Source organism: Synechococcus sp. MIT S9451 (assembly GCF_047304725.1).
In the GTDB taxonomy this organism is placed as follows: Bacteria; Cyanobacteriota; Cyanobacteriia; order PCC-6307; family Cyanobiaceae; genus Synechococcus_C.
This window is the reverse complement of sequence record NZ_CP138971.1, coordinates 1,460,596-1,479,252: the sequence shown is the minus strand read 5'-3', so window position 1 is coordinate 1,479,252 and position 18,657 is coordinate 1,460,596. Positions and strand designations below refer to the sequence as shown.

At 54.7% G+C, this 18,657-nt stretch carries 20 protein-coding genes; 14 read left to right on the top strand and 6 right to left on the bottom strand.

Going from position 1 to position 18,657, the window contains the following annotated elements:
* Positions 1 to 51 precede the first annotated feature (51 nt).
* From SIB72_RS07555 to SIB72_RS07540, 4 genes are read right to left on the bottom strand one after another with little or no spacing between them, the layout of a single operon-like run.
* Complete coding sequence (locus SIB72_RS07555) at positions 52 to 669, bottom strand: type II secretion system protein J (RefSeq protein ID WP_413743510.1); 618 nt, start codon at positions 667 to 669, stop codon at positions 52 to 54.
* A complete protein-coding gene (locus SIB72_RS07550; protein ID WP_413743509.1) occupies positions 666 to 1,181 on the bottom strand; it encodes a prepilin-type N-terminal cleavage/methylation domain-containing protein in 516 nt (171 codons plus the stop codon). The genes SIB72_RS07555 and SIB72_RS07550 overlap by 4 nt, the downstream gene beginning before the upstream one ends.
* Positions 1,178 to 1,567, bottom strand: a complete 390-nt coding sequence (locus tag SIB72_RS07545) for a hypothetical protein (protein WP_413743508.1) — start codon at positions 1,565 to 1,567, stop codon at positions 1,178 to 1,180. Before SIB72_RS07545 ends, SIB72_RS07550 begins: the two co-directional genes overlap by 4 nt.
* Positions 1,564 to 2,145: a hypothetical protein gene (locus SIB72_RS07540; protein WP_413743507.1), complete on the bottom strand. Its 582-nt coding sequence runs from the start codon at positions 2,143 to 2,145 to the stop codon at positions 1,564 to 1,566. The genes SIB72_RS07545 and SIB72_RS07540 overlap by 4 nt, the downstream gene beginning before the upstream one ends.
* A 71-nt stretch (positions 2,146 to 2,216) precedes the next feature.
* Between SIB72_RS07540 and SIB72_RS07535 the strand changes: the two genes are divergently transcribed.
* Positions 2,217 to 2,978 (top strand): response regulator transcription factor, encoded by a 762-nt coding sequence (locus SIB72_RS07535; protein ID WP_413743506.1) that lies wholly within the window; start codon positions 2,217 to 2,219, stop codon positions 2,976 to 2,978.
* On the opposite strand, the gene SIB72_RS07530 is transcribed toward SIB72_RS07535, so the two are convergent.
* Complete coding sequence (locus tag SIB72_RS07530) at positions 2,968 to 4,251, bottom strand: ATP-binding protein (protein ID WP_413743505.1); 1,284 nt, start codon at positions 4,249 to 4,251, stop codon at positions 2,968 to 2,970. The two genes, SIB72_RS07535 and SIB72_RS07530, sit on opposite strands and share 11 nt — an antisense overlap.
* Positions 4,252 to 4,382: 131 nt before the next feature.
* Between SIB72_RS07530 and SIB72_RS07525 the strand changes: the two genes are divergently transcribed.
* From SIB72_RS07525 to SIB72_RS07500, 6 genes are all read left to right on the top strand, one after another.
* Positions 4,383 to 4,871, top strand: coding sequence for a type II secretion system protein (locus SIB72_RS07525; RefSeq protein ID WP_413743504.1), 489 nt, complete (start codon positions 4,383 to 4,385; stop codon positions 4,869 to 4,871).
* Positions 4,872 to 5,069: 198 nt separating this feature from the next.
* Positions 5,070 to 5,582: a type IV pilin protein gene (locus SIB72_RS07520; protein WP_413743503.1), complete on the top strand. Its 513-nt coding sequence runs from the start codon at positions 5,070 to 5,072 to the stop codon at positions 5,580 to 5,582.
* A 74-nt stretch (positions 5,583 to 5,656) separates the two neighbouring features.
* On the top strand, positions 5,657 to 7,363 hold the full coding sequence (locus tag SIB72_RS07515; RefSeq protein ID WP_413743502.1) for a hypothetical protein: 1,707 nt from the start codon (positions 5,657 to 5,659) through the stop codon (positions 7,361 to 7,363).
* 276 nt (positions 7,364 to 7,639) lie between these two features.
* On the top strand, positions 7,640 to 8,110 hold the full coding sequence (locus SIB72_RS07510) for a hypothetical protein (protein ID WP_413743501.1): 471 nt from the start codon (positions 7,640 to 7,642) through the stop codon (positions 8,108 to 8,110).
* Complete coding sequence (locus tag SIB72_RS07505; protein WP_413743500.1) at positions 8,107 to 8,793, top strand: Tfp pilus assembly protein FimT/FimU; 687 nt, start codon at positions 8,107 to 8,109, stop codon at positions 8,791 to 8,793. Before SIB72_RS07510 ends, SIB72_RS07505 begins: the two co-directional genes overlap by 4 nt.
* A gap of 202 nt (positions 8,794 to 8,995) precedes the next feature.
* Entirely contained in the window at positions 8,996 to 10,555 is a 1,560-nt protein-coding gene (locus SIB72_RS07500) for a VWA domain-containing protein (RefSeq protein ID WP_413743499.1), read from the top strand.
* 37 nt (positions 10,556 to 10,592) lie between these two features.
* Here the strand turns inward: SIB72_RS07500 and lepA are convergent, their stop codons facing one another.
* Positions 10,593 to 12,407: a translation elongation factor 4 gene (gene lepA, locus SIB72_RS07495; protein ID WP_413743498.1), complete on the bottom strand. Its 1,815-nt coding sequence runs from the start codon at positions 12,405 to 12,407 to the stop codon at positions 10,593 to 10,595.
* Between the two features lie 371 nt (positions 12,408 to 12,778).
* On the opposite strand from lepA, the gene SIB72_RS07490 reads away from it, so the two are divergent.
* The 7 genes from SIB72_RS07490 (at position 12,779) to SIB72_RS07460 (ending at position 18,621) form a co-directional block, all read left to right on the top strand.
* The gene (locus SIB72_RS07490) at positions 12,779 to 13,237 is read left to right on the top strand and encodes a prepilin-type N-terminal cleavage/methylation domain-containing protein (RefSeq protein ID WP_413743497.1); all 459 of its coding nucleotides are present in this window, start codon (positions 12,779 to 12,781) and stop codon (positions 13,235 to 13,237) included.
* Between the two features lie 12 nt (positions 13,238 to 13,249).
* The gene (locus SIB72_RS07485) at positions 13,250 to 13,792 is read left to right on the top strand and encodes a type IV pilin protein (RefSeq protein WP_413743496.1); all 543 of its coding nucleotides are present in this window, start codon (positions 13,250 to 13,252) and stop codon (positions 13,790 to 13,792) included.
* Between the two features lie 450 nt (positions 13,793 to 14,242).
* Positions 14,243 to 15,529 (top strand): hypothetical protein, encoded by a 1,287-nt coding sequence (locus tag SIB72_RS07480; protein WP_413743495.1) that lies wholly within the window; start codon positions 14,243 to 14,245, stop codon positions 15,527 to 15,529.
* Positions 15,530 to 15,531: 2 nt separating this feature from the next.
* Positions 15,532 to 16,053, top strand: a complete 522-nt coding sequence (locus SIB72_RS07475) for a type IV pilus modification PilV family protein (RefSeq protein ID WP_413743494.1) — start codon at positions 15,532 to 15,534, stop codon at positions 16,051 to 16,053.
* Positions 16,050 to 16,658: a type IV pilin protein gene (locus tag SIB72_RS07470; RefSeq protein WP_413743493.1), complete on the top strand. Its 609-nt coding sequence runs from the start codon at positions 16,050 to 16,052 to the stop codon at positions 16,656 to 16,658. Before SIB72_RS07475 ends, SIB72_RS07470 begins: the two co-directional genes overlap by 4 nt.
* A gap of 50 nt (positions 16,659 to 16,708) precedes the next feature.
* Entirely contained in the window at positions 16,709 to 18,277 is a 1,569-nt protein-coding gene (locus SIB72_RS07465) for a hypothetical protein (protein ID WP_413743492.1), read from the top strand.
* Between the two features lie 8 nt (positions 18,278 to 18,285).
* Entirely contained in the window at positions 18,286 to 18,621 is a 336-nt protein-coding gene (locus SIB72_RS07460) for a DMT family transporter (protein WP_115120563.1), read from the top strand.
* Positions 18,622 to 18,657: the final 36 nt, after the last annotated feature.

Here is an 18,657-nt window from a genome sequence, read left to right as displayed (position 1 = left end):
ATCCGCAATCCCGTACCGCAAGCCCGTCCCGTGATCGATTGCGGTCGTCGTTTAGAGAGCAGCGCGACTGCTCAGATGGATGGCAGTCGATCCATCAGCGCGCCCCGACGCTGGCAGCTGTTGCTCCAGGGTGATGGCCACCACGGGCAGCTGAGGATGGGGCAGCGCCAGCAGGCCCTTGCCTTCTCCTGCAGGTAAGCCATCCAGCAGCACCCGATTCTGGAATCGACTGTTCAGATTGATCTGGCCATCCAGGCCATAGGCCGGACCGCAGCGCATCAGCACCTGATCACGCCAGATGGCGGAGGGTGGCTTACCAACGGTGTACACGATCGCCTGCTGTCGTGCCTCCAGGTCATGGGCGGAGAGCGCCAGCGCCAACACTGGCCGCCGTCCGGCCAGATTGCAGGGCCAGGTGGATGACAGCGGTGGGTCGGTCACCAGCGCGTGCCCCAGCTCCCGCTCAGCCCGCATCAAGGCGATGGTGCGTTGCTGGATGCGCCGGGCTTGCAAGCGCTGAGCCATCGCACCCGTAAAGCGAAGATCTCCCAGCAACAGTTGAACGAACACACCACACAACACCGTGCCGAGAGAGGCGGCCAGCAACAGTTCCACCAGGGAGAATCCCGCAGCAGAGCGATGCCGCGCACATGACCGCAGGCTGGTCATGACCGTGGCAGGCAGTGGCTGCTACTCAACTGCGCCGCAGGATCAGCGCCATAGACACCCTGGCGGGTGACGCCGAGGGGCAGGCTCACGACCACACAAGGTCGATGCTGCGACGCCGGATGGCTGAACACCACCAAACCGCCATCCAGCAACAAACCATTGGCACTGAAGCGAAGCAGGCCGGAAACATTCGTGTGCAGGCTCACTCCAGAGGTGGTGAGTGGGTCCACAAGAGCCGCCCCACTGCTTGGGCAGGACGGCAGCGCCCCTGCACCATCCGGCTGCAAACCGACATCAGTGAGACGAAGAGCACAGGCCTGTTGGCGATGCATTGCCGAGAGGCGGCCGCGGTCGATCGCCACCTGCAAGCGTTGAGCCGCAACAGCCAACTGCTGGCGAGCACGATCGCCACCGGTGTGGACAACAACCACGCTGCTGAGAATGGCCAGCAGCGTGATGGCGAGCAGGCATTCCAGCAACGAGAAACCGCCATCACAGGAGCGATGGGTCATGACGGGGTCTCGCGGCTGGAGCTGCACCAGCCGCTACCAGCCGCCGTGAACAACTGGCGGCGCAGCAGACCGGTGGCGTTGTGCTCCAGCGTTAACCACACCCCCTCACGGTTGGGATCCATCGCCAAGCGGCGGCTGATCCCCGCCTCACGCGGCAGGGCCTCATCCAGATCCACCTCAAGCGCGAGGGGATCCAACGGACACCCCAGCTCTGCAGCCGCCAACCAGCGACGACTGAGCAACCATTGCAACTCCAACCGCTCTCCGCCCTGCACCAGGTCGCGGGCGGCCTGGCTGGTCTGGACCGTTTGACTCCACACCTGCAATGAGGCGCAGCAACTGGAGCTGACGATGACGCCAGCCACAAGCACTTCGGCGAGGGTCATGGCGCCGCCTCATCAGGGCTGGCGTTGGCGACATCGACCGCCGGCAACAGCTCTAAACCTGGGTGCAGCTGGAAGCCCGCATCCGTGCGCCGCAGCGGCAGCTGAGCGGCACTACCGCTCGCAACCATCACCAACTGCAGCTGCGCCTGCTCACCGTTGGGCTGCCAATCCAGCAGTTGCCATCGGGTCTCGCCCACCTGGCCTGCACGCAACGCCTTGACGTCTGCCGTCGGGCAGGCACGGTTCAAGCCATCCCAGTCACTGGATCCCCAGGCCAGCAGACAATCCTGGCCTGGAACAGCAGCCTGTGCCGCAAACGCCATCGCGGCAGAGCGGAGCAGATCACGGCGCTGATGTTGCTGCGCGTCGATGCGGGCACGCAGACGACCATGCAGCGCCAGGCTGTGCATCGAGGCACTGCCGAGCAACAGCACCAGCGAGGTACCAAGCGCCAGGGGCAGCACAAAGCCTGTGTTGGGCTGGGCATGAAGGATGCGCAGCGATCCCGGCTTGGTCTTGGGGCGGTGGTGATGGCTGGGATGCCAGCGAGACGCAGAAACGAGCAGGCAGTTCGGCATGGGCCAGGAACCAAGTGGCGAAAGCATTCCCCCTGCTCTGAACGCGCCCTAAGGCGACGTGATCGGATGCCATGGCACGGCAAAACAGCGTGGATAGCCTGCGGAGAGTGGTGGTGACGGGGGTGAGCGATTCAACAGCGCAGCTGCTGGTGGTGGATGACGACCCCGAACTGCTGCACTTTCTGCAGGAGGAACTGGAAGGGGAAGGCCACCAATGCATTGCCGTACCCAGTGGCCAAGACGCACTGATGCAGCTGCGCAACGGCGACTTTGCCCTAGTCGTTTTGGACTGGACCCTGCCAGATTTTGATGGCATCGAAATCTGCCGGCGCCTGCGCAGCAGTGGTGACACCACTCCAGTGCTGATGCTCACCGCCCACGATGCCCTCGAGGAGCGCGTTTCGGCCCTTGATGCTGGTGCAGACGACTACCTCACCAAGCCCTTTGAACTGGAGGAACTGCACGCGCGAGTGCGGGCCCAACTACGCCGCGGCGGTTATGCCGCCGATCGAGAGGCCAACAGCTCACTAGACCTCGGCGATCTTTCGATTGATCTGATCAGCCGCCAGGTGATGCGAGGAGACAGCGCCATCAATCTGTCGCAGCGGGAATTCGATCTGCTCGTGTGTTTGGTGGAGGCAGCCGGCACGGTGCTGAGCCGGGAGCAAATCTTGAGCACGGTGTGGGGCGATCCGTTCGTCGGCGACCCCAACACGCTGGATGTCTACATGGGCTATCTGCGCCGAAAGCTGGAGCAAACCGGGCTCCAGCAGCTCCTGCACACCGTCCGCGGTGTGGGCTTCATGGCACGGGTCGGTGACGTCAAACCCTGAAAGCCAGCTGCAGATCTGCACCACCACCGGCGCGATCGGCAATCACCAGCTCAGCCCCCATGGCGGTGATCAGCTCCTGTACCACCGCCAGGCCGATGCCACTGCCGCGAGTTCCAACTGAACTGCTACCCCGCGCGAACCGACGCAACACCTGGCTGCGTTCACCCAACGAAATTCCAGGGCCGCGATCAAGCACATGCAACACCAGCCATCGCTGTTGCTCCCGGCACTCGCTGCTGGCACTCAGTTGCACGCTGCCGTCGCTGTAGGCCAGAGCGTTATCGACGAGCGCCAGTAGACATTCCTGCAAGCGTTGCGGGTCCGCCGCAATCGCAGGAAGGCCAGCGTGTGTAGCTGGCCCCAATTGCAAGCGGCCAGCGGCCACAGAAGACAGTCGTTCAAACGCTTCCAACAGCACCTGCTCGGGATCACAAGGCTGCGGATCAAGCTGCAAACGACCCGAATCACGACGGGCAAGCTCCAACATGGATGTGATCAGCGCCGCCATGCGTGAAGCCTCCTCAACAATCTGCTGCAGCGGTTGGTTCTGCTCTGGCGCATGGGGTTTGCGCAGTAATCGCTGCGAACGGCCAGAAATCAACGTGATCGGCGTTCGCAATTCGTGGGCCACACCATCCACAAATTGACGCTCCCGCTGCCAGGCAGCTGCCAAACGTTGCTGCAGGTTGTTGATGGCGATGGCAATCCCTTCCAGTTCCTGAGGTTGGCTGGCTGGATCGAGCAGATGCTCACCGAGGTTGTCGGCCTCAAGCGCTTGCAGCTGTTGATCAAGCTCATTCAGGGGCACCACCAAGCCACGCCGCAGCACAGGGCGCAGCAACACTGAGGTGAAGAGGATGGAGACACCAGCAGCAGCGATCAACAGCAGTTGGCTGAAGCGCTCCTGCTCCAGGGAACCGGAAACGTTCTGGCGCAGCTCCAACCAACGGGTTTCACCATTGGCCAACAGCAGCTGGTTGCGGCTCTCAAGCCACTGCTCACCTGCAGGGCCTGCTGTAAGGCGAGGAGACTGCTCCGGCCCCTTGCTGCGAAGCGTCGCCTCCAAACCCACCGTGCGAAGCGGCACGGAATCGAGCTGCTCTATCGACGACTGCTGCGCCAGAGCAGCCACCAAGCGTTGATGGTTCTGGCGGCGCTGCCAATCCGCCAAAGCACCATTCGCCACCAAGAGCACGGTGTAACCAGCGATCACCGTGAGCAGGGCGGTGTTCTGCAGCCAAGCCCGCAGTGATGGCAGTGACTGGTGTTTCAAAGCCTGAGCACAAACCTAAGAGGGTTCTTAGAGAGCTCTAGCCGTTTCTTCCTCTACCGGCCAAGCAAACAAGAGATGGTGAATCTGTGAGCACGAAACGTGCCGTTCAACCATTCACCCAATCACCAGCCATGACCACTCTCAACAGCCGCCTACAACTGGCCATGCTCAACCGTAAAAAGAGGCGCAATGCACTCGAAAAAGGCTTCACACTGGTGGAGCTGATGATTGTAATTGTGATTGTTGGGGTTCTTTCTGCCGTAGCCCTTCCGAACTTCTTAGGGACCAAAAGTAAAGCTGAGGCTGGCGCCACTAATGGGAGCCTTGTAGGGCTAGCCAAAGAATGTGCTTCAAATGCAGTCCTTGACAGCCCTGATGAGCCAGCAGCAAAAACTGCGGCAAACATCGAATACGTACCCAAGGCTGGTGGCGGCAATGCAGCCGATGAGTGTGCCTACGGAGCAAAAATGTCAAACAAAACTGCATTCACAGCCAACAAAATCGGAGGCACCAAGTGCGGACCTGACACAGCAAATGGGTCCGATGACACATTTTGCGTGGTCACAATTACGGACGACGGAGAAACCACCTACGAATGGGGTACCGCCGTGGCCTCATAAAGGCAGCCATCCAGGGAAGAGGGCAGAGACAAGCTCCTTCTTCCCGGAAGACAAAACAGACATGAACCAAAATAGAAAAACATAATAGCAGCACAAATCTAATCGCAAAAGAGATCACAAATAGACAGCCTATAGCGACAAATCCCTACAGCCCTCGAACCGAATCTTGGCACTCGGGCAAAAAAGAACCCAATTATCATGATGAATACTACCTACAAAAAAGAGCACAAAAGCAGAAGCCAGGGCTTCACGATTACAGAGCTGACAATCGTCGTGGCAATCATCGGAGTCCTTTCAGCAATGGCGATACCAAGCTACGTGTCACAGCTTCGACGAACACAATTAATGGAGGCAGAATCAACGGTCAGTTCAATCCAAGCGATTATTTCAGCTTATACAGACGAGACGGGCGAGATGCCAAACACATGGGAGCAAATCAACTCCATCACCGCAATCATGGCATCCAACGGCGACGGCACATCAAGCCAGGCAAAATCGAATGATCTCAAGGAGATAGTGCTTCCCGGAGACCATTACAAACTCAAGATTAATGCGCCTAGCGGAACCAATACTGTGTATACACTGACAGCCAATCCACTGGACACAAATTCAAACTATGACATTCGATCTTGCCTGGACATTAGCAATGGGGCCAGTGATTTAACCACTGGCTCTTCCAGGGAAAAAGCGAAAGCTCCTGCCTGCTCCTGACAATGAAAAACCACACTCAGAAGCAACAATTTCCCCAACACAAGAGCAGACAGTCCTACCGAGGGGAAGAAGTCATGGCCATGGTCGCAGCACTCTTGATGGGTGTTGTCTTGCTAGCTGGGACCACAGGCTTGATGATTCGCCAATTAGCAGCACGCAAGTTAGGAGCGGCAGAGAGCTATCAGCAAATGGCTGAATCAGCTGCCTTGAATGGCCTCAACCGTATTTTGAGCGATCTCAACCGTGATGACAGCAACCATTACACCGGTTTTTTACTGTCTCTCAATAATGACGAGGGCAGACGAGGTTGGGCAACGCCAAACACCAGTGGATTCCAACTCGTCGACCTCTGCACACCTGTCACCAAATACATCAGTGCCTATCCGCTAGGAAGCAGTGATGCTCCACCAGAAGTGGCCATCAACACCGGCACCATGCGTTCTGATGGTGTCAAAGGGCCTCAAGGTCAGGACAAACCAATTCAGATTGGCTATCGGCTGAGAAGCTATAACACCACAGCAGTGTCAGGCAATGGTGAAGGAACCTTTTACGTCGAAGGCATAGTCAGTCGAGGCAACAATATTCTCGCCCGTGCCCTACTAAGGCGCTCACTTTATATCAGCTCAAAAGTAGCTGGTGCCAGTGATTGGGCTGTGATCAGCGGCAACAATCTTCGCCTTAACGACACCACCATCAATGGCCCCGGAAACATCTTCTATCTCACCACGAATCCAGACCAGTACTCAGCCCTGCAATACGCTAATCGGTGCAGCAGCTCTGCACTGCTGAATGATGTGGGATCAGACAATCACTCACTTGCTGGAAAAAACCTCCGCAATCAGATTTGGCCTCGTAATATCGACGAAACAAAGCGGGGAGTCGGTGGTATGCCTCCGATCACTCTCTTTGAGAAAGAGCCCGTCAAAGACACCACTAGGGCAAGCAGCGGCAATACCATCCGCATGTGGAGCTTTGATGACAGCCCAGCTGCTCCTGGTGACAGAGATAACATCGCCGGCAATGACGTGGATGCCGAAGGCAATCTCATCCTCTACCCGGCGCTTCCCTGCGGTGAAACAATCTGCGTGAGGGATGCCGATAAAACAGCATCATCAGACTTTCGAACCCTCGCCGAAGAAGGCATCAGCATTCATCAAAGTGGCTCAACCATCATTCTCAAGCCTGATGTGCTCTGCGCCGGCTCCGACAAATTTGATTGCCATGTCTATCTCGATCACATCAAGCTCAACCAGACCAAGTTGCAGATCCAAACCTCCAGCAGCCGTTCGGTAGTCCTCCACATTGAACAACCTGAGGCGTACCCCAGTGACGGCCGCATCTCCAGGGCAATTCAGTTATCAGGCACGGCAACACTATGCAGCGTGGATGGTCCCAACGCAGGCTGCAATGGCAGAGCTGAACAGCTTGTGATTATGGCCACTTCCGGAGCCACTCCAACCGACGCATGCAATAGCAGCGTGCGGTCCGTGAGCTTCACCGGTGAAACGCTTCCCCATGCATTGCTGTATCTGCCAACAGGGACAGTTCGTCCCAATGGCGCGACCCTCAATGGAGTGGCCTGGGCCAGCAGTATCTGCGTGGTGAATCAACAGGGGTTGCCCTCAAGCTTCACTCTCAATAGCAATGGTGCTAACCAATCCATCGTTCAGCAGGCCAATGAAGCTTGGGGATGGAACAGCCGATTCCAGTACCCCGGTTATGGGCGCATGGTCACCCGCGCCATTCGGGGTACAAGCCTCGACACCTTTGAGCGTTGGTAGATCCTCACATTCAACACACGCAATCTCAGCAAACTCTCACACAAACCAGAGAGAACTCCTAGCAAAGACTTGGCTCCCAATCACAAGAGCAGAATTAACTGAAGCGAGACTGAAAGGATCAAAAGCGAACACTCGCATGACCCACTCAAGATGATCTAATCCTTTACGACGGGTTAGTCCAACACCACACGGACAACCATGAAGCCTCAAGTTCTATCGAGTCAACGCAGAGTCACCTCCCGGAAAGGCAGCTCCGGCTTCACAGTGATTGAAGCCTTGATCGCAGGCCTTGTGGTGGCCAGCGTGATGACCGCCGTTGCGAGACTGAGCCTGTCTGCCATGGCGACCAGCCGCAATCAGTCATCACGTAACGCGATTGAAGCCGCAATTAATGCTCATATTCAGCTCGTGCAGATGCAAGACTCCTATCTCACGCCAGAAGCCCTTGTTGTAAAAACTGGGATGAGTAATACAACAGAAGCACTAGAAATTGCCTGCGGCTATAACACTCAAAATGCAGGTGACACTGCTAGTTCTCCAAGCACCTATCTAAAGAATCACCTGCAAGACCCCACCATTGCCGGAGAGAGCCCTCATCCAGCGGTCACAATCAACTGGAACGATACAGATCGATCCTTGCTCGTGCTCACTTACAGCTTTGAGGCGCCGGAATCATCCATCGGCATCGAAAAACGGATCGTGGACGTGAATCCAAACTTTTCATCCCAGTGTTACGACGTGCCATGAAGCGAACAGAAACCGGATTCACCCTGATTGAAATGGTCGTAACGGTCGCGATCCTGTCAATCGCGACAGCGATAACAGCACCAATCATTACCCGCAATCGTTGGCAGGGAGAGGTCGACCGTTATGCCTCGATGCTGGAATCAGGACTCTATGGTTTGAGAGCAAAACTAGGCGCCCGTAAAACAAGCTGCATCATCAGCTTTCCTGCAAAATTCAATTTTGCACCGCCAAACAAGCTAGTAGAATTCAGCCAATCAAACAGCAACAATCAAACCAGCTTCCAATGCTGCGATTCAGAAATCAGCAGACTGAAGCACGATCCTGATTGTAATATCGGCCATCCTGGCTACCAACTCAGTTCTCTGACCAATCGACCACTCGATAATCTACGGCTTCTCCTGCATGAATCCACGCCAGAAAGCAATGCAGTGCGTGTTGCCGTCTCAGGCAAAGAGTTTGGATTCACCCCACCAGGAACAACCGCAAACTCTGGGACCCTCACTTTTCTGATCTGCCACAACAGATCTCAAACTGCAGGCAGCACTAGCGCGTGCCTTCCCGATCAAGACCGGCTAAGAATGCGATGCGTACAGATTGATGGAACAGGGGCAATCGCAAAAGGCACATGGGAAGTGACAAGTCCATCATCACCAACCAGCAGTGGCACTTGCAAGAAGCATTAGGCCAGAAGTTCAGTCAATTCTCAGATCAAATTCAGAAGCTGCTGTTCTTAAAGAGCTGTAGAAATGCCAGATTAAAACCACCACAAGACAAGCCTGAGTGAAAGCCATGTCTTACCTAGCACTTCGCAAACGCCAATCGCATCCACAAAGGCGCAATGGCTTCACAGCAACCGAACTGCTCGTAGGAGTGGCCGCTGGAACCATGATCCTTGGAGCCTCTGCAACGGCTCTGCGCTCCACCCAAACGATCATTTCCGAATCACAAGAAAGGGCCACATTGCGCCAGAACACGACTAATGGCATGAAGTTAATGCGATCAGAGATTGAACGCAGCATGAATGTTCTGATCACCCGCACCGAAGCCATTCAGCCCGGAGAAGAAGATAAAGACCTGATGAGTAACCATGCCACAGTCGTCAATCAGTGCAAAGAGATGGCAGGAGTTCAAGGCTTCAATCCTCTCTTTGCAGTCAATATGGTCGAGCTGAATGAACCGGTGATCTATGGAATCGGCGTCAGCAGAAACGTCATCAGTGCCGATGGAATCAGCCTCAGCACTGGTGGCAGAGGCTACGCGCTACTGCGCTGTGGGGCCCCACTCAACATGGATGGCACCTACGCAGACAGTGAAGATGCAGCCGCAAACAATGGAGCTGAGCAGTATCAATCCGGGATCTTCATCAGCCACATTTTGGATGACATCGGCATAATCCAGTGCAATGCCAACGACCTCCCTGATACTGAGACCTGCCCAGATCCCAAGCCTTTAAAAGAGGTCTTAGAGGGAACAAGCTTTGCATTCAGCGGAGACAAAACACCGGCACGGACAGCGCAGCAACCCGCTCTACGGATTCAAACCGATCAGAACACCAAGCTAATTAAGTTTATTGATCCTTATGAGCTTGATGACACTAAAAGTGCAGGGTACAAAAAAATCTCAGCGAGCTATCTGGAAACATCATCAGGAGTGAAAACACAAACCAGACAAAATCTCTATTTCGCAGCCTTCGCACGTGCAGACAAACGCGTGCGCTTTGGCTACAACTCAGCCGAGAGTGCAGAAGGTCAAGGCTACCCCGGTGGCGCCTTCTTCCAAAACATCACCAGCGAAAACCTGCGCTTTATTCTGGATGGGTCAGGCTCGATGAGTGCCTGCGTGGCTTGGAGCGGAGAATATGGAAACACTCGACGGCGCTTTTATGACCCCCAAAAGGGCTACTTCAGAACCTCTCAAATCTGCAGTTACACCCGCATGGAAGCCCTTCAAAATGAAATGATTGATATTATCCAAAACCTACCAGATGCCACCAGAATTGGCCTGGCAGCCTTCAGTTCAGATGGCTATCGCAATAACACAACCTGGGAGCAGAGCCGCACCCATCTGGTAGAACTCGGCCCAGTCAATTCTGAAGAGCGCCAATCAGCAATCGAATTCGTACTCAGCCTGAGCAACAGTGATCCTCGTTACTGGGGAGGCACGATGCCATGGAATACCCTCAACAAAGCATTCGAGGATGATTCCACCGACACAATCTATTTCCTCTCAGATGGCAAACCAAACTACGATCCCTCTCGAAGTTCATGGAACAGCAGCGACTATGAGGATGTAGCCGATTACTATGCAGGCCTCAATGCCAGCCGCATCTCCAACCAAAAAGAATCGATCAAGATCAATTCCACCAGCGTGGGGCTCGATTCGGAATGGATGCAGCTGCTCTCCAGTCGTACATCCGGGGAATACATCAAGGTGGATGGCCTTTAAGCCGTAACTCGATTTGGTTAGGTGATAAGCGCCTGCTTTAAGGCGCCTGATTCAACTTCAGCACGGCCATAAAGGCTTCCTGGGGCACATCCACCTTGCCCATCGCCTTCATCCGCTTCTTGCCCTTCGCCTGTTTCTTCAGCAGTTTCTTCTTGCGTGAGATATCACCGCCGTAGCACTTAGCAAGCACATCCTTACGAATAGCGCTGATGCTGGTAGAGGCGATGATGCGGCTGCCGATCGAAGCCTGAATCGGAATCTTGAACTGCTGGCGCGGAATCAGTTCCTTCAGTTTCTCCACCAAGGCCTTGCCCACATTGTAGGCCTTGTCTTGGTGAACAATCGTGGTGAGTGCATCGGCCCGCTCGCCGTTGATCAGCACATCCAGGCGCACCAGCTGGTTTTTGCGGTAGCCGATCAGGTGATATTCCATCGACGCATAGCCCTGGGTGCGCGTCTTCATCTGATCAAAGAAGTCAGTCACCACCTCTGCCAGCGGTAATTCGTAGATCAGGGTGACGCGATCGGTGGTGATGTATTTCATATCGAGGTAATCACCGCGCCGCTCTTGGCACAAACCCATCAGCGCTCCGTTGAAATCATTGGGGGTATAGATCTCCATGCGCACGTAGGGCTCTTCGATCGATTCCCGTTTCTGCGGATCGGGAAGGGTGGCAGGGTTATCCACCATGATCTCGCTGCCATCGATCATGTTCACCTTGTAGATCACCGATGGTGCGGTGACGATCAGGTCGAGGTCGTACTCCCGCTCCAACCGTTCCTGCACAATCTCCATGTGCAGAAGCCCCAGGAAACCGCAACGGAAGCCGAAGCCCATAGCGCTGCTGGTTTCGGGTTCGTACTTCAGGGCTGCATCAGAGAGCTGAAGTTTGTCGAGCGCATCGCGTAGATCCGGGTACTGATCGGCCTCGGTGGGGAACAGACCGCAAAACACCATCGGCTTCGCCTCGGTGTAGCCCGGTAACGGTGCATCCGCCGGCTCATTCACCAAGGTGATGGTGTCACCCACTCGGGCATCGGCCACAGCCTTGATGGACGCCGCCAAGTAGCCCACTTCACCGGCATGGAGCTCGTCCATCTTTTTCTGATCCGGGGCCATGATCCCGATCTCATCAAGCTCGTAGGTCTTCTTGCTGGCCATCAGCAAGACCTTGTCTTTGCGGCTGATGCTGCCGCTCATCACCCGGAAATAAACGATCACACCCCGGTAAGGGTCGTAATAGGAGTCGAAGATCAGGGCCTTCGTGGGCTCCTTCACGGTGTCCGCCGGCGGCGGCACCCGGTCCACCACGGCCTGGAGGATCTCCGGCACGCCCATACCGGTTTTGGCTGAGCAGGGAATGGCATTGCTGCAGTCCAGCCCGATGATCGCCTCGATCTCTTCCTTAATCCGATCGGGATCGGCTCCCGGCAAATCGATCTTGTTGAGCACCGGGATGATCTCGAGATCGTTCTCCAGCGCCAGATACACGTTGGCCAGGGTCTGCGCTTCGACGCCCTGACTGGCATCTACCACCAGCAGAGCCCCTTCACAGGCCTGCAGCGAACGACTCACCTCATAGGAGAAATCAACGTGCCCAGGGGTATCGATCAGATTGAGCACATACTCCTCACCATCGGCCGCCTTGTAGTTCATCCGAGCGGCCTGGATCTTGATCGTGATGCCCCGCTCACGCTCCAGATCCATGTTGTCCAGGAACTGCTCCTGCATGTCGCGGTTGGCGACAGTGCCCGTGTCTTGAAGCAATCGATCGGCAAGGGTCGACTTGCCGTGATCGATGTGGGCAATGATGCAGAAATTCCGGATCCGTGAGACGGGGGCGTCGGTCATGCAGCGGCTGAGGCCCGTCTCGGGTCACGAAGTCTTCTTGAAGCGATCCTAGAAGGCCTGCCCTCTAGCGCTGAGGCAGCAGAAAGCACTGGCGCTATCCCACAGCAGCGACTGGGAAACGCGCAATGGTGACTTCAAACACATCAAGTCCGAAGTCTTGAAGACTATTCCCCCAAAAAATGAATTCTTAAGTCTCATCATGAGGCTTTCATCAAGCTCTCAGACAAGTCTCAGGCGAACTTCTCGCACCGTTCATTGATGAGAAACCTCCAAGAAAGTGCTGAGTGCTTTCAAAAGGTTGAGTGAAACCATTCACAGCTCTCGCTGGTAGTACTCCCACAGAGCCCTAGAAGACTCACCCTTCAGACACCATGACGACACTCAAATCCAAGCTGCTTCAGACGCTTGCCACCCGGTCAAGGGATTCAAAAGCACGTGCCAACAATGGTTTCACGTTGGTGGAACTGCTGATTGTTGTCGTGATTGTTGGCATTCTCAGCGCTGTGGCTCTGCCACAGTTTTTCAGCCAAACCAAAAAGGCTGCTGCCACTGAGGGAACGCAAACCGCATCATCAATCGCCAAGCAAGCTGCGGCTTATTACCTAGAGCAAGGCTCTCTTGGAACAGTCGACAAGACTTGCGCCACTTATGCGGGAACACTGAATACCACTAACACCAATTTTACGTACGAGTGCTCAGGCAGCAAAACAGCTTTTGCCGTCAAGGCAATCGGCAAAACAACAAATGACAACACCAACGGTGTGACTGTCACTTTCACAGGCAATTTGACAGACGGAACCTTCTCTAAGCCTGTCGTCACTGGCATCTAAGCAGCCGACATCATGGCGACAGGAATCACAAAGAAGAAGTTCCACGATTCTCACTCAAGAGAGCAAGGCTTCTCACTAGTCGAGCTCTTAGTCACTGTTGCCATTATCGGCATTCTTGGAGCAATTGCCTTACCACAATATTTCAATCAGGTTCAGAAAAACCGGCAAAATGAGGCAGCTACCGTGCTCTCCCAGATTCAAACAACGATCGCTGCCTTCGTGGACGAAATGGGAATCCTGCCAACCAGTTGGCAGGATCTCAACAAGATCACCCCTCTAATGACACCGGAAGGGCCTGCCAATCAAAATCATTTGAATTGGATCACGATTACTAGCGGTGGTTGCACAGAGATGCAACAGGATCATTGCTATGAGGTGAACGCCACAGAAAGCGATCAGGCCTTCACCCTGACGGCACGCTCCAAGCATGCCGATGCCACGACTTACAACGTCGTGGCCTGCCTAGACCTGCGCACCGGATCCAGCGATCTGAAGAAAGGAACAACTAATACAGCGGCATCACTTTCGGATCTGCGTTGCTTTCGTCAGGAATAACGCATGAAGTGTTCACTCCGTCTCAAGCTTCAATCACTGAAGCATCGCCTTCAACAGGGCGGTGCAAATGATCAGCAGGGAGTGACCCTCGTGCTCGCTCTGATGCTGGGCATGGTCTTACTAGCAGGCGTCAGCAGCCTCTTGGCAAGGCATTTGATGTCAAGGAGGCTGAGCGCAAAAGAAAGCTATCAGCAGATGGCAGAAGGAGCGGCAAACAATGGTCTGAACAGAATTCTTGGACAACTCAACAATCCAGACCCATCGCAAAACAGGGGATTCCTATTCACATTGGATAATCGAGAGAATCTCAACGAGCCCAATAATGGCTTCCTTTGGGAACTTCTCAATACAAGACAATCGCCACAGTTCTCGGAAGTCTGCCTGGATACGTCAATCGGCCTGCCCAACCATCCACAGGGCAAGTCAGCGGCTTTCTGGCCCACAACGGAAGTGGCACTCGCATCCAATAACAGCATCAACATGCGTGAGGATGGGATCTCAAAAATCGAGACTTTTTATCGACTGAGAGGATACAGCAGCCCTGGAACCTCAGGAAGCAGCGATAGTGGCGAAGCGAAATTCATTATCGAAGGCATTGTGCGCCGAAAAGGAGCCTCTCCGAACTCCTATTTGGCACGCAGCCGCCTGGAGCGATCTCTCTACATCCAATCATGGGTCGACATCAGCCGGTCGGATGACTGGGCCATTTTGGCGGCCGATCACTTCGAACTGGGCCCCATTCAACTCAACAGCCCTGGGCAGATTGTCTGGCACACCAGCGAAAACATGGTCAGCCAAATTGCGGGGCAGTGCAAGACAGCCAATCTTGTTCAACGGCTGGGTGGGAGTGCAAGGAATACAAGAAATTTAGCGGCAAGGATCTGGCCAGTGGTCAATCAAAAGCAACCACCAACAACCATCTTCAAAACAACAGGAGTGAAAGATAGTGTTCCAGGCCGAACTGGTGAAATCCGAATTTGGCGTATTGATGATGAATATTTGAGTCCTCCAGGTTGCACATGGCGAGTGGCCTGCCAGCGGGGCAGTAATGACAACACCTACAGCCGTCCCTCCGGGATTGAAAGACTCGAAAACTGGCAACACATCGACGGAAGGTGGCAATTCACAGCCACGATCCGATTACGTGAAGAAGACATCTGCAAAGGCCAAACTGGGGATTGCCACGTCTATCTGGATCGCCTCAATCTCAAGCATTCAAAACTGCTGATCGAGAACGATTCAAGGCCTGTTGTGCTTCACCTGCTTGGAGCAGCCCAGGGACACAGCAACAACTCAGGCGACCAGACTGCCGCAATGTCGATTGGTGCCAATGCACTGGTCTGTGGGGTCGATGCAAATAGCACCACCTGCAATCGACGTCCCGAGCGACTGATCATCAGCACAGAAGCAACTGCTGCACCGGATCGCTGCTCCACCCAGCATCACAGGCTCAATCTTGCCGGCAACAGTCTGCCTGCTGCCTGGATTCTGATGCGGCAAGGCACCGTGGCACTGCAGGCAGACACCCAGCTCCAAGGGATGATCTGGACCCACAGCTTCTGCTCTAACAATCATCGCCTCAGCCTGAACGCCAGCACGCAAACGGCTGGATCATCGACCCTGACGCAGCAAGCCGCCAATCTGTGGGATTGGGGCAGCAAAGGTTTTTCGGGATATGGCCGCCGGATCACCCGCGGCATTCGGGGCACAGGCCTGGATCAATTCCAGCGCTTCTAACCATGGCGAACCAACGCAACAACAACCCAATCGCTCGCCATCAACCGCCTGATGGAGATGGATTCACCTTAGTGGAAGTGATGATCGCCGGAGGCCTTTTAATGATGGTCATGATCGGCGTGGCAAGGATCTCGATCCAATCGATTACCAGTGGCCGGCATCGCATCGAACGGGACAGAATCGAAGCCGCAATTCACAACAACATCCAATTGATCCAACAAGCTGATGCCAAGCTAACGCTTGAATCAATGCCCCGAAAGGAACAACGGCAAGCCTGCATTAATCCAGCCCTCTATCTGAAGCAGAAACTGGAAAACCAAGGAGGTGATATTGCTGTTCCTGCACCCATCGTCGCTGGCGTAGATGGCAAGAATCCAATCTCTCGTTCAATCCAAGAAAGCAACGATCCTGGCATCACAGTGATCACCTATCTTTTCTCTGCTCCAGAACATTCCATCGGCAGAGAGCGTCGGGTTTTAGAGATCAATCCAAACTTTCAAACCCGTTGCATTCTGGAATCATGAAGAACAACATACCCAATCCATCTGAAGGATTCACTCTACTCGAGCTACTGATCGTCATCGTGATCGTGTCGCTGGCGAGCGCCTGGGCCCTGCCCCAATACCACCGACGACGAGCCCTCAGTCAATTGGATCAATATACACAGCAGATTGAATCAGGTTTGTTCAATCTGCGTGCACGCCAGTCAGCTGAGGGAACCAGCTGTGAAATCAACTTTAATCCAGCATTTGTTGGAACCGACAATGTCAATTCTGGCTTTGGCAGTGCCACAGACGTGATCGAGACAAGCCACCTCACACAACAGCAACGGGACCAAAGGCTGCAATGCTGTGATGCAACAGGCTGCTCTTGGGATCCGCCCTATCGGCTCATCAGCCGGGAAGGCACCGCCAATTCAAAACTGATCGAGCTGAAAGCCTCCAAAGCGCAGTATTCGCTGTCACCACCAGGAACAAGTACAGACGAAAGTCCTTTGCTTGTTGTGATCCGATCAACCAACTGGAACAAGGATCCTCAACGACCATTACCGCTGCGCTGCGTCAAGCTTTCGACAACGGGCCATCTACACCGCGGCACCTGGGAGAACAACCGATGTCGACGACGATGACATCCCAAAAAACAAAGACCCGTCTGAATAATCCATCCGATTTCTCAACCATGAACCGCCACCCCATCAACAACAAGATCAAACTTCAGTCCTGCAGAGTAAGCAAACAGGGCCAACGAGGATTTGGCCTACCGGAAGCACTGGTGGCAGCCAGTGCAGGGGCTGTTCTGATCGGAGCCTCAACACTTGCGCTGCGATCAACAGGAAGCTTGATCAACAAAATGGACCAAAAAGCCTCCTTGCAACAGAACACAACCGGTGGCAAACGCCTGATGCGATCAGAAATTGAACGCAGCCTGCATCTTCTGATCGCAACCGACACTACGCCTAGCGAGAATCTGGCCCATACAGACCTCAACCATACAGATTACAAAGCCTCACTGAATCAGTGCAAGGCACTAGCCCAGCAATCCAACAAAGTCTTCAACCCGCTCTTTGGGGCGAAGATGGCGGAACTGAATCAGCCTGTTTACTACGGCCTATCACTCAGCAGTAGTGGCCATGGCTATGCGATTCAACGCTGCGGCTCAATGATGCATCTAGACGGACGCTATAACGAAACAGAAACACAATCCCTCGCCACAGTCATTGATGACATTGGGCGAATTCGCTGCGACTCAGACAAGCCAGAATGCAAAATAACATCATCGAAAGGAGAAGTGCCTCTCAAGAACATTGCCGCCAACATTAATTTCACCTTCTCTGGCGACAAAACACCAGAGCGCATATCGAGAGAGCCGGCGATCCGCCTAATGACAGATGAGAACAGAAAGCTTATTCGCTTCATCGACCCCACCAAAGAAGGCGACAACATCGAAACAAGCTTTCTAAAAGTTGAGTCTATCAACAAAGAAATCACGACCCGACCTTTCTATTTCATTGCCTACGCCCGTGCCGACAAACGCATCGAAAATGGGGAAGATGAGGGCAGCGTTTTGAATGGCCTCTTCTTCAGGAATGTGAGCAGTAAGCGAATGCGCTTTCTTGTTGATGGCTCCGGCTCGATGAGTGCCTGCATTCTCTGGGGTAGTGGATACGGGAATTGGAAGGTGTATTGGGGCGGACGCTATTACTTCTGGAGCCGCCGAAGCTGTGCACTCACTCGCATGGAATCACTGCAGAATGAACTGAAGTCGCTAATCAGCGATCTGCCCGACGACACCCATATCAGCCTGCGCTCGTTCAGTTCAGCTGGCTATCAAAACCATCGCAGTTGGGAGGATTCAGCCCGAGCCCTCACCAAAATCGGCAATGACGGTGCTCGTGATTCAGCCATCGCCTTCATCAACACACTGGATGACGGGGTTGCCTATCGCTGGGGAGGGACATCCCCCTGGGAGGGACTGGATGAAGCCTTCGCGGATGAAGGCACTGACACGCTCTACTTCCTCTCCGATGGAGAACCCAACTACGATCGCAATCGAGGTCAATGGAACACAGCTGACCACACATCAGCCCCTGCCTATTACGCCGACCTCAATGACGGGCGAGACATCAGCATCAAGGTCAACACCATTGCGTTGGGCTCGAAATCAAGCTGGATGGAAACCCTGGCCACCCGAACCACAGGCGATTATCTCTACATCGATAAAAAATACGTGCTGAGTGCCTCGCAATAATCTCCGTCATGCCATCCCTCTCACCCTGGCTATTGCTGTTGCTCGCGATCAGCGCAGAAATCGTTGGTACGTCTTGCCTCAAGCTCACCCAAGGCTTCAGTCGGCCCATGCCAACCCTGCTGGTGCTGGGGGCCTACGCGATAGCCATGCTGCTCCTGTCACGGGTGGTGGAGAGCATCCCCCTTGGGATCACCTATGCGCTCTGGAGCGGAATCGGCATCGTGGCCATCGTGATCGTGGGCGTGCTGGCCTACCGCCAGGTGCCCACACCGGTGCAGCTGCTGGGCATGGGATTGATCACCGCTGGTGTAGTGAGCGTTAACCTCGGCGGCCAAAGCGGCTAAATCCGGTTCAACGCCGAAGCCGGTGCCGCCATCCAA